The 14199-nt window shown below is 67.3% G+C and carries 12 protein-coding genes; 5 read left to right on the forward strand and 7 right to left on the reverse strand.

The genetic code is table 11. From position 1 onward, the window contains the following. Positions 1-306 precede the first annotated feature (306 nt). The 4 genes from OOB33_RS07920 to OOB33_RS07935 all read left to right on the forward strand — a co-directional run bounded on the left by OOB33_RS07920 (position 307) and on the right by OOB33_RS07935 (position 5626). Positions 307-855: an RNA polymerase sigma factor gene (locus tag OOB33_RS07920; RefSeq protein ID WP_165794578.1), complete on the forward strand. Its 549-nt coding sequence runs from the start codon at positions 307-309 to the stop codon at positions 853-855. Then, positions 855-1568, forward strand: coding sequence for a hypothetical protein (locus tag OOB33_RS07925; protein ID WP_271008284.1), 714 nt, complete (start codon positions 855-857; stop codon positions 1566-1568). The genes OOB33_RS07920 and OOB33_RS07925 overlap by 1 nt, the downstream gene beginning before the upstream one ends. Continuing rightward, complete coding sequence (locus OOB33_RS07930) at positions 1565-4864, forward strand: CHAT domain-containing protein (protein WP_271008285.1); 3300 nt, start codon at positions 1565-1567, stop codon at positions 4862-4864. The genes OOB33_RS07925 and OOB33_RS07930 overlap by 4 nt, the downstream gene beginning before the upstream one ends. Positions 4865-4981: 117 nt before the next feature. Continuing rightward, positions 4982-5626, forward strand: coding sequence for a 2-hydroxychromene-2-carboxylate isomerase (locus OOB33_RS07935; protein WP_271008286.1), 645 nt, complete (start codon positions 4982-4984; stop codon positions 5624-5626). Positions 5627-5638: 12 nt separating this feature from the next. Here the strand turns inward: OOB33_RS07935 and OOB33_RS07940 are convergent, their stop codons facing one another. Then, positions 5639-6376 (reverse strand): substrate-binding periplasmic protein, encoded by a 738-nt coding sequence (locus OOB33_RS07940; RefSeq protein WP_271008287.1) that lies wholly within the window; start codon positions 6374-6376, stop codon positions 5639-5641. Between the two features lie 166 nt (positions 6377-6542). Continuing rightward, the gene (locus tag OOB33_RS07945; RefSeq protein ID WP_271008288.1) at positions 6543-10130 is read right to left on the reverse strand and encodes an indolepyruvate ferredoxin oxidoreductase family protein; all 3588 of its coding nucleotides are present in this window, start codon (positions 10128-10130) and stop codon (positions 6543-6545) included. Positions 10131-10253: 123 nt separating this feature from the next. On the opposite strand from OOB33_RS07945, the gene OOB33_RS07950 reads away from it, so the two are divergent. Further along, positions 10254-10724 (forward strand): Lrp/AsnC family transcriptional regulator, encoded by a 471-nt coding sequence (locus OOB33_RS07950; protein ID WP_102768093.1) that lies wholly within the window; start codon positions 10254-10256, stop codon positions 10722-10724. 10 nt (positions 10725-10734) lie between these two features. Here OOB33_RS07950 and OOB33_RS07955 read toward each other — a convergent pair whose 3' ends face one another. The 5 genes from OOB33_RS07955 to OOB33_RS07975 all read right to left on the reverse strand — a co-directional run bounded on the left by OOB33_RS07955 (position 10735) and on the right by OOB33_RS07975 (position 14108). After that, positions 10735-11613: an AraC family transcriptional regulator gene (locus tag OOB33_RS07955; RefSeq protein WP_271008289.1), complete on the reverse strand. Its 879-nt coding sequence runs from the start codon at positions 11611-11613 to the stop codon at positions 10735-10737. A gap of 25 nt (positions 11614-11638) precedes the next feature. After that, entirely contained in the window at positions 11639-12304 is a 666-nt protein-coding gene (locus tag OOB33_RS07960) for a LysE family translocator (RefSeq protein WP_271008290.1), read from the reverse strand. Positions 12305-12318: 14 nt separating this feature from the next. Further along, a complete protein-coding gene (locus tag OOB33_RS07965) occupies positions 12319-12702 on the reverse strand; it encodes a hypothetical protein (protein WP_271008291.1) in 384 nt (127 codons plus the stop codon). Between the two features lie 161 nt (positions 12703-12863). Further along, the gene (locus OOB33_RS07970; protein WP_271008292.1) at positions 12864-13169 is read right to left on the reverse strand and encodes a hypothetical protein; all 306 of its coding nucleotides are present in this window, start codon (positions 13167-13169) and stop codon (positions 12864-12866) included. A 66-nt stretch (positions 13170-13235) separates the two neighbouring features. After that, positions 13236-14108 carry a DUF4399 domain-containing protein gene (locus OOB33_RS07975; RefSeq protein ID WP_271008293.1) on the reverse strand — a complete coding sequence of 291 codons (873 nt, stop codon included), beginning with the start codon at positions 14106-14108 and terminating at the stop codon, positions 13236-13238. Positions 14109-14199: the final 91 nt, after the last annotated feature.

The following is a 14199-nucleotide window of genomic DNA, read 5'->3' on the forward strand; positions in this document are numbered from 1 at the left end:
TCCAGGGCGGGCTTTGGCGCCGCAATGCAGCGGCATGGAGGCAGGGACGGAGCGCCGGGCGATTCGTCAGGGGCAAATGACCTGGGGTTTTCACCGGGGTGTTTGTGATCCATCTGGCCCTGACGTTGGCTTCATCGCTACGTCTCTGGCTTGTGCTGGCGGCTTTCTGGCCCGGTAAGCGGCCTCAGCGCTGACAAGCTGTCGCAATTGCTCGTTAGACTCACTTTGTTACAAGAACCGGTGGGAGCAATCGGCGATATGGAACGAGAGGTGTTCAAGCGGGCCTGTGCGCAAGGAGGCGAAGACATGCGGCTCGCGTTTCGTCAGCTCTACGAGGACTATGGCCGCGCCCTGCTGCGCGAATGCAGCATGTGCCTGCGTGACCCGGAGGCGGCGCGCGATGCCTTGCAGAACGCGCTCTTGCGCATCTGGAAGTCCTGTGCCAGCTACCGTGGGGATTCCGAGTTGTTTCCCTGGCTCAAGCGGGTGGCGCGCTCGGTGGCCATCGACGAGTTGCGTGCCAGCGCGGTGCGCCCGCCCAGCAGCCACAGCCTGGCGGCGGCGCAGGAGCCCGATCCCGCCTTGCCCGACGAGTTGCCCGGGCCTGAGGCCTTGACCGCCTCACGCCTGGCCCTGGCGCGTTACCGCGAGTGCGAGGCCCGCTTTCGCGAGGCCGAACCTGAGGCCGCCGCCGTCATCCGCTGGATTGCCGAGGATGAGCTGAGCATCGAGGACGTGGCCCGACTGCTCAATCGCACGCCTCAGGCCACGCGGCAGTATCTGTACCAATGCCGTCGCAAGGCGCGGCACTATCTGGCGCCCTGGTATGCCGAGGTGGCCGGAGGAGAACGATGATGGCCGATCAACAAGACCCTCTGAGCCGCGCGCAAGAGGCCGAGCTGGACGCCTGGCTGTGCGGTTTGCGTGGCCAGCCAACGCCGGCGCCCGGTGCCGGCCCGCAAGCCCATGCCGAAGGTCAATGCCTGCAGCGCGCCGTGTCGGCCACGCCCACCGAGCTTCCCTTGTTGACCCCGCGCGAGTTGGAGGCGGTGCTGGCGCGCGCCGAGCGCGAGGGCCTGTTCCGTGCGGCGGGCTGCCAGCGCTGCCGGGTCTGGCGAGAGGACTTGCGAGAGGCCTTGCGAGGGGTCTGGCAGGCGCCCGCCTGGCGCTGGGGCGGAGCCTTCTCGGGCGCCCTGGCGCTGAGCTTGATGGTGTGGTTGGGCTTGCCGCACGATGCAAACTGGCCCAGCGATGAAGCGGCACAGCCCGCGGCCAGCGCGTCTGGCGAGAGTGAGGTGACCCGGGGCAGCGACGGCGTGCTGCAGCTGCGGGTGCCCGAGCCGCAGGCATGGCGCGAAGCATTGGCCCAGGATCTGCAAGCCCAGGGTCTGGAAGTCAGGCGTTATGAGCGCTTGGGCCGACTGGGTCTGGATGTGGAGTTGAGCGGCCTGAGCGCCGAACGTTTGCCCGTGGTGCAGGCGATTTTGAAACGCCGCAGCATTCCCTGGCCGAGCGACGGTGTCTTGATGTTGGAACTGAGCGCCGGCCCGGCGCCCGCTCGACCATGATGCGGCGCGGGGGTGTGGCGGCCTGTCTGCTGGCCATGGGCCTGCTGACCGTGCCTGCGTGGGCCGCAGCACCGGGCAGCCGAACCGAAAGCCGCGCCGTTCCTGAGACGAGCCGTCAGGCCTTGCTGACCCTGTGCGATGGGGCTCCCGCAGCCGGCGAAGCCCGCTGGCCCATGCTGGAGCAGCTGTTGCGTGAACCCGCTGTTGCGCTGGCCCGGGTCTGCGCCCAGCCCCCCAAGGAAGCGGTCGCCCTGGCCGTGGCCTTGCAGCAGGCCCGCATGGCCTGGCAGTTGCTGGAGCGACCCTTCAGCACCGAGCTGAAAGACATGCTGACCCGGCTGGAACCGGCGGCTGAGGCCCCGGGTTTCGAGGAGGCACGGGTCTGGTTCCTGATGCAGGCCGCGCGCGCCCTCCTGGACCGTGCCGCTCGTGACGAGGCCGTGCCCTTGGTGGCCGAGGCCCTGGCCCTGCAGTCCCGGCTTCCGGCTGCAAGCGCCGAGGGAGACGCCATGCGGGCTCAGCTGCGGCTGCTGGAGGTGGCCGCCAGCTGGCGCCGCCAAGCGCCGGGTTGGGTGGAGCGCAGCGAGGCCAGCCTGAGCGAAGCCGAGGCCTTGCTGCAGGGGCAAGGCCTGGCCGTCAGCGCGCTGATGGGTGAGATCCTGAATCTGCGCACGGTCGTCAGCCATGCCCAGGATCAGCTGGCCCTGGCCGCCGGCTATGCCGAGCAGGAGGCCGAGCTGCTGCGCCAGATGGGGCGCGGTGATGCGCCCGATATGCTGGATGCCCTGGCCTCGATGGCGGCGATCTACGGGCAGATGGAGCGCATGGACCGCTCGCAGCAGGCCCTGGAGGACGCGCTGCGCATCATCGAGCGCCACCCCGACGCCAACCCCTCGGCTCAGCTGGGCGTGTTCCACAACCTTTCGTCCAATTACCTGCACTACGCCCGTCTTGACGAAGCGCTGGCGTTGGCGCTGCGCGCCGTGGCGCTGGCCGAAGCAACGTTCGGGGCCAAGAGCCCGCGCGTGCTGCCCTATCGCATGACGCTGCTGAATCTGCGCATGAGCCAGGGCCAGCTGGGCGAAGCCTTGACGGCCAGCGAGGCCCTCGATGCCTTGCTGAGCCCGGACATGCTTGGCACGGTGGGTTTGGCCCGACTCATCCGTGCCCGCCATCTGCAGTCGGTGCTGTGGCTGCGGCTGGGTCAACCCCGGCGCGCCGCCGAGCTGTTGACGCCGCTCCTGTCCGAGAGCAAAGGGCGCAAAGACCTGGGCTACTGGCGATCGCGCTTGCTGCTCAGCCATGCGGCGGTGCAAATGCAGCTGGGCCAGCCGGCCCTGGCCGCCCGTGATTACGAACAAGCCCTGCAGGCCTTGCGCCAGATCGTCGGTGACACGCCCTCGCTGCTGCTGGAGGCGTACAACGGGCGATGCCGTGCCGCGGTGGCCCAGCGTGGCACGGGCTTGCCTTGCGAGGAACTGCAGCAGTTCCTGGCGCAACACCCCGATTACGACGGCCTGCCGCCGGCCGATCGGGCGCGCTCCCACAAGACCTTGGCGCAATGGCAGGACAGTCTCGCGGATTGGCCGGCCGCCTTGGAGCACCATCTGCGTGGTCTGGCCGCTGCGGGCAGCTATGCGGCGCCCGCCCCGCTGTGGGACAACCTCCATGGCCTGGCACGCCACTGGGCCTTGCGTGGCCGCGAGGACCTGGCCATGCAGCTGGGTCGCCAGAGCCTGGATCAGATCGAGCTGATGCGTCAGGACCTGCGCGGCAAGCGGCCGGGCCAGGAGCGCGGCTTTGTTCAGGAGCTGTCCTTTGTGTACCGCGACCAGGCCGCCTGGCTGGCACGTTCGGGGCGCATCGCCGAGGCGCAGGATGTGCTGCGCGACTGGTCGGCGCTGGAGCTCGACGAGTTCAGCGATGGCCAGCTGCGCGTGCGGCGCTCGGCCCGCTTGCGGGCGCCCGAGGCACTGCTGGGCTTCAGCCCCAGCGCCGCCGGCCTCGAACGTGGCGGGGCCGATGCACCGCCCGCAGCCTCGCCAGGCAGCGAGGTCTTGAGCCCGCGCCGCCTGGCGCAGTCTCAGCAGCAGTGGCGTGCCCAACGGGAAGGCGAAGCAATGAGGCTGCAGCAATGGCAGCAGTGGATGCAGCAGATGATGCAGACCCAACCCGCACAGCCCCTGGCGGCCAGGCCCGGGCTGCCGGCCGGTGCCAGGCGGCAGCGGCCTGCGGCCGGCGTGCTGGAGGTCTGGAGCATTTCGGGTCAGGAGCGGCTCAATCTGCTGATGGTTCATGCCGGCGGCCAGTCGCAGATCGAGCTGGCCTGGCCGGCGCGTCAGCTGGGCCAGGATGTGGCCGAGCTGCTGCGCAAGATCGAGGCGCGCGAGCCGGTCGATGCCGAGCTGCGCCACTGGTTCCAGCGCCTGGGCCATCCTCTGCTGCGGGCTGCCCGGCATGCCAAGGCCAAGCAAGTGGAGCTGGTTCTCGACGGTGCGCTGCGCTACCTGCCCCTGGGCCTGCTGCGTGGGCCCGAGGGCTATCTCGGCCAGAGCTTGCGCGTGGTGCAACGCCTGCCCGAGGGCGGCGCTCGTGAGCTTGCGGCCCGCTCGCCGCCATGGTCCGAGCGGCGCTTGCGTGCCTTCGGCAGCAGCCAGGCCGTGGCCGGTCTGCCAGCCCTGCCGGCCGTGGCGCAGGAAATCTGCGAGCTGGTGGCGGGCCCGATCGAGGGGCTGGGCACAGGCGTCTGCACGGGCGGGCCGGGTTTGTGGCGGGGCCAGGGCTGGCTGGATGCCAGCTTCACCCAGCGCACCTTGCAGGAGGAGTTGCAAGCGGCAGCTCGCAAGGAAGCGGGCGGCCTCCTGCATCTGGGCACGCACTTCACCTTGCGGCCGGGCGTGATGTCGCGCTCCTGGCTGCGCCTGGGGGATGGTCAGCGCCTGCACCTGGCCGAGCTGGCGCGCATGCCCTTCACGCACACCCAGCTGGTGACGCTGTCGGCCTGTTCCACGGGTCTGGGCGGTGGCGACGATGGATCCGGGGCCGAGGTGGCCGGGCTCAATGCCAGCCTGTTGCAGGCCGGCGCCAGCGAAGTCTTGTCCAGCCTCTGGAGCGTGGACGACGCCGCCACCCGGCGCTGGATGCGGGCCTTCTATGCCGCCCTGCGCCGCCATGGCGACAGCGCGCGTGCCTTGCAGTCGGCCCAGCGCGAGTTTCTGGCGCGGTCTGCGGGCGGGCAATCGCATCCTTTCTACTGGGGCGCCTTCTATCTGGCGCGTGCGGCCACGCAGCGCTGAAGCCGGTACGGGGCGCTGAGCCCGGGCGCCAGCCGCACCGGGTGCCGCGCCTGCTGGTAAGTCTGGCTGCAAGAACGGGCCCGAATGGTCTATGGTTCCAGGATGCTTGAAACCACCATGCCCGAACGTTCAGCGCAAGCCATGCAAAAAGGCCCGCTGCATTTCTATTTCGATTTTTCCTCGCCCTACAGCTACATCGCCTCGGAGTGGGTGGACGCGGTCGCGGCGCGCCATGGCCGGCGCGTGCAGTGGCATGCCATCTTGCTGGGCGTGACCTTCCAGGCGGCCGAACTCAAGCCGCAGATCGAGCACCCGCTCAAACGCGATTACGCGTTTCGAGATTTTGCCCGCTCGGCTGCTTTTGCCGGTTTGCCTTACCTGCAGCCCGCGCGCTTCCCGATTGCCACGCAGAACGCCGCCCGTGTGTTCTGGTGGCTGCATGAGACGCAGGGCGCTGCGGCCGCGGTGGCCTGGGCCCGCGCTGGACTGCGCGCCTATTTCACCCGCGGTGTGTCGTTGGACGACCCGGCCCAGCTCAAGGCCCTGGCCGCCGAGAGCGGCCTCGATGCCGACGCGGCCGAGCAGGCCTGGAGCGACCCGGTCTGGAAGGACAAGCTCAAGACCGTCAACAGCGCCGCGATTGCCGCCGGCGTGTTCGGCGCACCTTACTTCCTGATCGACGGTGAAGCCTTCTGGGGCAATGACCGCCAGGCGCAGATCGAGCGCTGGCTGGCCACCGGTCCCTTCAAGGGCCTGGTGTGAAGCGCGCCTGAATCAGGGCAGAGGCGTCAGCTGGGCCGCGCGCAGCAGGCGCCGGTAGCTGCCGTCCTGCTTCATGGCCTGGAAGGCCTGGTCGAAGGCCAGGCGCAGCGCTTCGCCCTCCGGGTGGCGGTGGCTGAAAGCCAGATAGGTGGGCTTGCGCTCCAGTCCCGGCTCCAGCCACTGGACCCTGGCGCGCAGCTCGGGCTCGCGAGCCAGCTGGTAGAGGCCGGCGGCGCGTTCGCCGAAGGCCAGGTCGATGCGCTCCTTGGCCAGCTTGTGGAGGTTGGTGTTCAAGGCGCTGGCCGGATCGAGTTTGAGACCGGGCTGGCGCAGCGCCTCGGGCAGGTAGCTGCCACGTTCAACGCCGATGCGCAGGCGCTGCAGTGCCTCGGGGCTGGCCACTGCCGGTTGCTCGCCGCGCCGCACGAAGAAGCCCAACTCCTGTTCCAGCAGCGGGGCGCTGTAGCTGAACAGCTGGTCGCGCGCGGCATTGCGCCAGATGCCCAGGATCAGGCAGCGGCCTTCTTCGCCCTCTTTCAAGATGCGTGCCCAGGGCATGAACTCGGCCTGCATGGCGTAGCCCGCGCGCTGGAAGGCCTGCTGCGCGAGATCCAGCACCGGGCCCATGCGCGGCAGGCGCGGGCTGTTGTAGGGCGGGAAATCGCCGACGCAGACGCGCACGGTGGGGCGTGTGGCGGTCGAATGTGTTGCGGGTGGCGCGCTGCCTTGCGCGAACGCAGTGCCACTCACGGCCAGCAGCCAGATGGCCAGCAGGCGCGCGCCCCAGGCCGGCGCATCAGCGTGGAGGATTGGGGCAGGGGGGCGAGACCGTATCGTCAACAACATCTGGGCCCACCCTAAGCCCAAATGCAGCCCGTCTCAATCGGGCTTGCCCCGGGTGCCTGTGACCTACTGCTTACAGCTCGGCCACGCCCTTGACCCGCGCGGCCGGTACCGGCATGGCCACCGCGGCCTCTTGCACGCGGCCGTGGAAGCGGTCCAGCAGCGCCTTCTGCTTGGCTCGGGCCGTCACGACGTTTGCATGCTTGACGTGGCCGTAGCCGCGGATCTGTTCGGGCAGGCGAGCCAGCTGCAGGGCGACATCCAGCTTGTCGGCCGTCAGGCCGGCCAGCAGCTCGTCCACCAGGGCTTCGTAGTCCTGGATCAGCTGGCGCTCCATGCGGCGCTCTTCGGTCTTGCCGAAGACATCGAGCGCGCTGCCGCGCAAGCCCTTGAGCTTGGCCAGCAGCTTGAAGGCCTGGAAGGTCCAGCTGCCCATCTCGATCTTCTTGGCGCGGCCATCGGGGCCCGGCTTGGAGATCAGCGGCGGCGCCAGGTGGAAGCTCAGGCGCTCCCAGTTCTCGAACTGTTCCTTCATCGCGCGCTCGAACTGGCCGTCGGTGTAGAGCCGCGCGACTTCGTACTCGTCCTTGATGGCCAGCAGCTTTGCGTAGTAGCGGGCCACGGCCTTGGTGAGGCGTTCGCTCTTGCCGGCTTCGCCCAGCTGGCCTTCGGCGCTGCGCACGCGCTGCACCAGGGCCAGGTAGCGCTGGGCATAGGCGCTGTTTTGATACGCCGTCAGGTGGGCGCTGCGGCGGGCCAGCAGGCCGTCCGGGCCGTCGAGCTTGTCGAAGTTCAGCACCTGCACGACCGCTTGGCTGCGGCCGGCCAGGCGGCGCAGGGCCTCGGGCGCGGCGATCGCCAGGCGGCCCAGGGCGAAGGCGGTCTTGTTGCCTTCCACGGCCACGCCGTTCAGTTCCATGGCCCGCATCAGTGCAGCTTCGGACAGCGGCACCAGGCCACGCTGCCAGCAGGCGCCCAGCATGATGATGTTGCTGGGCATGGTGTCGCCCATCAACTCCTGGGCAATCGCCTGGGCGTCGATGGTGCTCATGAGGCCAGCGTCGCCACCGACGGCATGCTGCATCTTGGCCAGCAGCGAGTCGGCCTGCAGGCTGGCATCGGGGTTGCGCACAAAGGCTGCGGTGGGCAGCTCATGCGTGTTGGCCAGGATGACGGTGCGGCCCGGCTTGACCGTGCCCAGCGCATCGGGGCTGGCGCCCACCACCATGTCGCAGGCCAGCAGCACATCGGCCTGTTGCGTGTCGATGCGCACCTGGTTGAGCAGGTCTTGCGTCGGCGCCACGCGCACAAAGGACAGCACCGAGCCGCCTTTCTGCGCAAAGCCCATGAAGTCCAGCACCGAGGCTTGCTTGCGTTCCAGATGCGCGGCCATGCTGATCAGGGCACCCACCGTCACCACGCCGGTGCCGCCCACGCCGGTGACCAGCAGGTCGAAGGGTCCCGTCCAGTTCCAGGGTTTGGGGGCGGCAATGGCGGCCAGCTCGCGCGCCAGATCGGCCGGCGTGTAGCTGGCGCCGGCCCGCTTCTTGAGCTGGGCACCATGCACCGAGACGAAGCTCGGGCAGAAGCCGTTGACGCAGGAGAAATCCTTGTTGCAGCTGCTTTGCTCGATCACGCGCTTACGGCCGAAATCGGTCTCCACCGGCACGACCGAGAGGCAGTTGCTGGCCTGGCCGCAGTCTCCGCAGCCCTCGCAGACCTGCTCGTTGATGAAGATGCGCTTCGGCGGGTCGACGAACTCTTTCTTCTTGCGGCGGCGGCGCTTTTCGGCGGCACAGGTCTGGTCGTAGATCAGCACCGTCACGCCTTCGATCTCACGCAGCTCGCGCTGCACCGCGTCCAGCTCGCTGCGGTCGTGGAAGGTCGTGCCCGGCGGGAAGAGGTTTTCGTGGCCCTGGTACTTCTGCGGCTCGTCGCTGACCACCACCAGGCGCTTCACGCCTTCGGCCTCCACCTGGCGGGCGATCTGGGGCACGCTGGTGGTGCCATCCACCGGCTGGCCACCGGTCATGGCGACGGCGTCGTTGTAGAGGATCTTGTAGGTGATGTTGGTCTTGGCGGCGATGGCCTGACGGATCGCCAAGTAGCCCGAGTGGTAGTAGGTGCCGTCGCCCAGGTTCTGGAACACATGCTTCTCGGTCGTGAAGCGGCTGTGCGCCGCCCAGTCCACGCCCTCGGCGCCCATCTGAATCAGGCCCGAGGTGCCGCGCTCCATCCAGCTGGCCATGAAGTGGCAGCCGATGCCGGCCAGGGCCCGCGAGCCTTCGGGCAGGCGGGTACTGGTGTTGTGCGGGCAGCCCGAGCAGAAATAAGGCTGGCGACGCACGCCATCAGCCGCGTTGGAGAGCAGGCAGGGGGTAAGAAAATCCACCACCAGATGGCGGCGGTCCAGGGCGGGGTTGAGGCGGGCCAGCCAGTCGGCCACCGTGTTCATGATGCGCGAGGGACGCAGCTCGCCGAGCGCCGAGAGCACGGCCTGGCCATGCTCATCGGTCTTGCCCACCACGCGCGGGCGTTGCGCGTCGGGCAGGTGGTAGAGCAGCTCTTTGATCTGGCGCTCGACGACCGGGGCTTTCTCCTCGATCACCAGCATATCGGTCAGGCCCTGGGCGAACTCGCTCATGCGTGAGCCTTCCAGCGGGAACACCAGGCCGACCTTGTAGACCCGCACGCCGGCGGCGGCCAGAGCGTTGGGGTCCAGGTCCAGGCGGCGCAGCACTTCCATGAAGTCGTAATGCGCCTTGCCCACGGTGACGATACCCAGGGTGGCGCGGGGGCTCACGACGATGTGCTTGTCGATGCTGTTGAGCTTGGCAAAAGCCTTGACGGCGTTCAGCTTGTGCTCGAGGCGGGTTTCCAGCTCCAGCGAGGGCAGGTCCACCGCGCGGATATGCAAATCCACCGGCGGCTTGTGGTCCACCGGCAGCTCAAAGTCCAGCGGCACGCTGTCCAGGTCCACCGTCATGCCCGACTCCACCACCTCCGAGATCGCCTTGAAGCCGACCCAGGTGGACGAAAAACGGCTCAGCGCCCAGCCGTAGAGCCCGAACTCCAGATACTCCGCCACATTGCCCGGGTGCACGATGGGCATGTGCCAGGCCTGCAGGGCCAGATCGCTCTGGTGTGGGGTGCTTGATGAGACACAGCCATGGTCATCGCCGCAGACCACCAGCACGCCGCCTAACTTCGAAGTGCCATAGACATTGCCATGCTTGAGCGCATCGCCCGAGCGGTCCACGCCCGGGCCCTTGCCATACCACATGGCGAACACGCCGTCGGCCGTGCGCTTCGGGTCCAGGGCCACGCGCTGCACGCCGAGGCAGGCGGTGGCGGCCAGGTCTTCATTGATGGCGGGCAGGAAGTTCACCTGGGCCGCATCGAGGAACTTTTTGGCCTTCCAGAGCTGCTGGTCCACCATGCCCAGCGGGCTGCCACGGTAGCCGGAGACAAAGCCGGCGGTGTTCAGGCCCTTGCTTTCGTCCTGCGCTTTTTGCGCCAGCAGCAGGCGCACCAGGGCTTGGGTGCCGGTCAGGAAGACTGCGCCGCTGTTCGCTGCGAGGTTGTCCGAGAGCTTGTAGTCCCGCAGTGCGGGCTCCTGGGGAGCCGCAGGGCTGACGGTGGGTGTTTCTGAACTGGACATGGGCTTTCCTCGCGAGACGAACGATGGCTGCCGGGGATTTTTCGTCAGAGGGCCAAGTGTTTGTTGCTCTGTTTGCCGCTGTCAAGCCAGTGAATGAGAGAATTCCTCTCAAAGGAGTCTCAAATGGAGATGGATCGTTTCGATCGGGCCACGCGCCAGATTCTCGAAGCCCTGCAGGCCGATTGCCGCCAGAGCACCCAGGCCCTGGCCGACCAGGTGGGCCTCTCGGCCACACCGGTCTGGCGCCGCATCAAGGAACTCGAAGACAGCGGCGTGATCCGCCGCCATGTGGCCCTGGTGGACCGCGAAAAACTGGGCCTGAATATCTGCGTGCTGGCCAATGTCTCGCTGGTGCGGCACAGCGAGGGCGCGGTGGAACAGTTCGAGCGCCTGGTCCTGGCCAGCCGCGAAATCATCGAGTGCCACGGCATCACCGGCGAGGCCGACTACGTGATCAAGGTCGTCGTGCCCGATATGAAGGCCTACGACGCCTTTCTGCAAAGCCAGATCTTCAAGGTCCCCGGCGTGGCCAGCGTGCGCAGCAATGTGGTGCTGCGGGAGGTGAAGTACGAGACAGCGTTGCCGGTCGGGTGAGCTCGGTCGCTCAATCGCGGCTCTGGTAGTTGCCGGGCGTGGTGGCGTGCCGTTTCTTGAAATGCCGCTGGAAATGCGACTGGTCGCTGAAACCGAGCTCCAGAGCCACCTCGCTCAAGGGCAGGCCTTGCTTGAGCAGGCGTTTGGCGCGGTTCAGGCGCAGGTCGATCTGGTAGGCGTGCGGTGTCAGGCCGAAGGCGTGCTTGAAGCGGCGTAGCAGCTGGAACTCGCTCCAGCCGCCAAGCTGCGCCAGTTCCTCGAGTGACAGGGCCTGGCTCATCTGCGTCTCGATCCGCTGGCGCACGGCTTGCAAGGCGGCATCGTCCGATGCAGGCGCGCCGGCGGCGAGCGGCGTCGGCGAGGCCTCAGGCGCTCGCGCCTGCAAGGCATGATCGGCGACGAAATTCAGCAACTGCTCGTTCAGCTCCAGCGGGTCCGGCGGGCACGGAGCCGCCAGGGCCTCGCAGATCAGGCTCAGGGCCGCGTAGACCTCGCGGGAGTCGCTGGCGTGCTGACTCAGCGGCAGGGCGCCTGTCTCTCCGCCCAAGGGCAGGAAGCTGCGATGCAGCCAACATGCATCGACATACAGCATGCGGTAGGACCAGGCCTGCGCTTCGCTGGGGTTGCAGGAATGCGCCAGACCGGGCTCCATCATCACGGTCATGCCGGCACGCAGGGGGCTGAGGGTTTCCTCGCCGCGCCCGTGGCGGAACAGGGCCTCGCCGGCATCGACGGTGCCAAAGGCGTATTCCTCATGGGTATGGGTCTGGTAGCAATCGCGACTGCCGCTGGCCAGGCGCAGCTCCAGATGGGGCAGCAGTGTCTGGTGGCGGACAAAGCGATGCGGGTGGGCGAGCGGCATGGGCCCCATGGTAGCGGGCGGGCTCATGCCTGCGGCCTTCGGACCCGCCACCTCAGCCGCCAGCCAGCATGCCGTAAATGGTCAGTAGCAGCAGGGCCGCCAGCAGCTGGTTGAAGCCGCGTTGGTAGGCCGGCCGCGCCAGCCAGCGCCGAATCCACATGCCCAGCGCCGCCCAGGTTGAAACCGAGAGCCAGCACACCAGCAAGGAGATGGCACAAAACAGCTGCAGGCGCAGCGCTCCCTCCGGCCCGCTCGGCACGAACAGACCCACGCCCGACAGCGCCACCAGCCAGGCCTTGGGGTTCAGGCCTTGGGTCAAGGCCCCCTGCAGCAGGCCATGCGTCCAGGCTCGCAGGGCGCTTGCGCCCCGTGGCGGCGCTTCTTCGGCCAGCGCTCCGGTCGGCGCTCCAGTCGGCGCTCCAGTCGGCGCACCGGGCGGCGCTGTGGCGATGCGCCAGGCCAGCAGCAGCAAATAGGCCGCGCCCGCCAAGGGCGCCAGTCGCGCCAGCTGTGGGTGAGCGACCAGGCTGATCTGCAGGCCGCTGCCCGCCAGCCAGACCACCGCGCCATAGCTCAGGCTCGCGCCCAGCACGAGCGGCATGGCCTGCACAAAGCCCTGCGCCGCCCCAGCCGCCGAGGCCATCACATTGACCGGCCCCGGTGAAATCGCGCCCGCCAGGGCAAACAGCACCATGGACATCCACACCGCGTTTTCCATCGCGCGCACCCTCCTCATCTCGTTTCATCTTGACGTCTCATATCGCTGTGCAGCCAGCACTGCGGCTGGGTTTGAGCCTGTTCAGCATGAGCGCGAGTGTGGTGAAGCGGGGCGGGTTTGTATTGGATGAAATTGCAGGGCGCCTTGCGGCGCGGCTGGCGCAATACAATAGGAACGCCTTCTGAATTGGATGAGCCGGAACGCTCGGATGCCTCGGCATCAGCCCCGGAAACTCGACGGTTCAGAAGGCTTTCTTTTGTCGTAGCGCTATGTAAATTCATGCGCTGTGTCTTGGTGACACGATGAACCAGCACCGTCACGACATCGTCAACGCTATCAATCGTGACTGGCGCACTGACTTCGATGCTGTCTAGTGCGCCGTCTGTTGCGCGAAGCACGGCAGTACTTTCCTCAAGCACGTCTTCAACGACAGAAAAAGTTGCGTACTGAATGGGGCAGCAGCTCCTTGTGACGCACGAAGCGATGCGGGTGGATGGGCGAGGTGGCTGAATGCAGTTGTGGCAAGCCGACCCCACGGCCCTGAATCACCAACTCCGGATCAGCCCACGAGACCCGGCAGGACTCGGGCGATGAGCGAGGTGAGCGCCAGGGCATACAGCCATTTGCAGGCCTTGGGCGCTGCCAGTGGATTCAGCCCGCCGACCTGGCCGCGTACGGCCTCGGGATTGAGAAGCGTGGCGAGCATGAAAGCGGTGATGGCGACGCCTCCGAGTACGCTTCTTGCATCAAAGCTTCGGGATTCCATGGCTGCAAACAGCTCGATGGCCCAGGTGAAAGCGAGGAAGAGCGAAAACAGGAGGACGGTGAGCCGCTGCTTGGTGTTGAGATTTTTCCAGTCGAGCATGATGGGTGTTGGGCGCGCGGCATTGAATTGAAAGAGACCTACGGCGCCTCAGTCTTCCTTGAGGGTTCAGCGCCCCACCACCTGCAGCCCCTGCGCCGCGGCACTGAACAACACCTTGCCGGCCTGCACGTTGTCCACGAAATCGAGCTTGAGTTGGTATTTGCCTTTGGGCGGCTTGAGCCAGGCTTCGGTTTCGCCGCCGGGGAAGTTGAGGACCTCGGTCTTGCCGCCGCCCTCGGGTGCGATGCTCAGGCGGAAGTGGCCGGTGCCGGGTTCTTGCAGGGCCTGGTGCGAGACGTTCAGCTTGGAGGCGTGGAACAGCACTTGAACGGGGCTGCCCTCGCGCGCTTCGTTGCTCTTATCGCCGCTGCCCGCCACGCGCAGGCTGATGCCGGGCTGGCTCAGGGAGTCGGGCTTGATGCCTTCGTTGAACTTGGTGACCGTGATCTTCAGCGGCTTGCTGTAGACGAAATTGGGCACATGGCGGTGGTCGGCCAGCACCAGGCGCAGGGTGTAGTCGCCCGGTTTCAGCGTCAGCACGGTTTCCATCTGGCCTTTGCCAAAGTGGATGTACTGCTCGTTGAAGGGCAGGGGCTGGTTGAAATCCAGCGGCAGGTCGCGGTTGATCAGGAGGTGGTGGTGGCCGGTCTTGCCCTGCGGCTTGGTGATGGGCGCAATGCCCATGCCGGTCAGGCCGAAGGTCACGAGAAACGGCGTCTCGATCTTGGCGCCGTCTTGCAGATTGGTGAAATGGGTCTGCTGCGCCAAGCGTGGCGCGGAGGCCAGCCAGGGGTGGGGCGCTGAGCCCGAGGAGGATTGGGCTGCAGCCGGCGCTGCACCGAGCAGGGTCAGGGACAGGAGCAAGCTCAGGCGCGCGAGCAGTGACGCGGCGCTGCCGGTCCGGGAGTGCTGGGTCTGGCGCGGCTTCAGTGTGTACATCGTCTTCATCTTCATCATCGACTTCTTCTCTACGAATTCTTCATTCTGCGAAAGCGGGCTGCCCACAGGGCGCCCGTCTGTTCGTGTCGGC

The organism is Paucibacter sp. B51 (assembly GCF_027863535.1).
Lineage (GTDB): Bacteria > Pseudomonadota > Gammaproteobacteria > Burkholderiales > Burkholderiaceae_C > Paucibacter_A > Paucibacter_A aquatilis.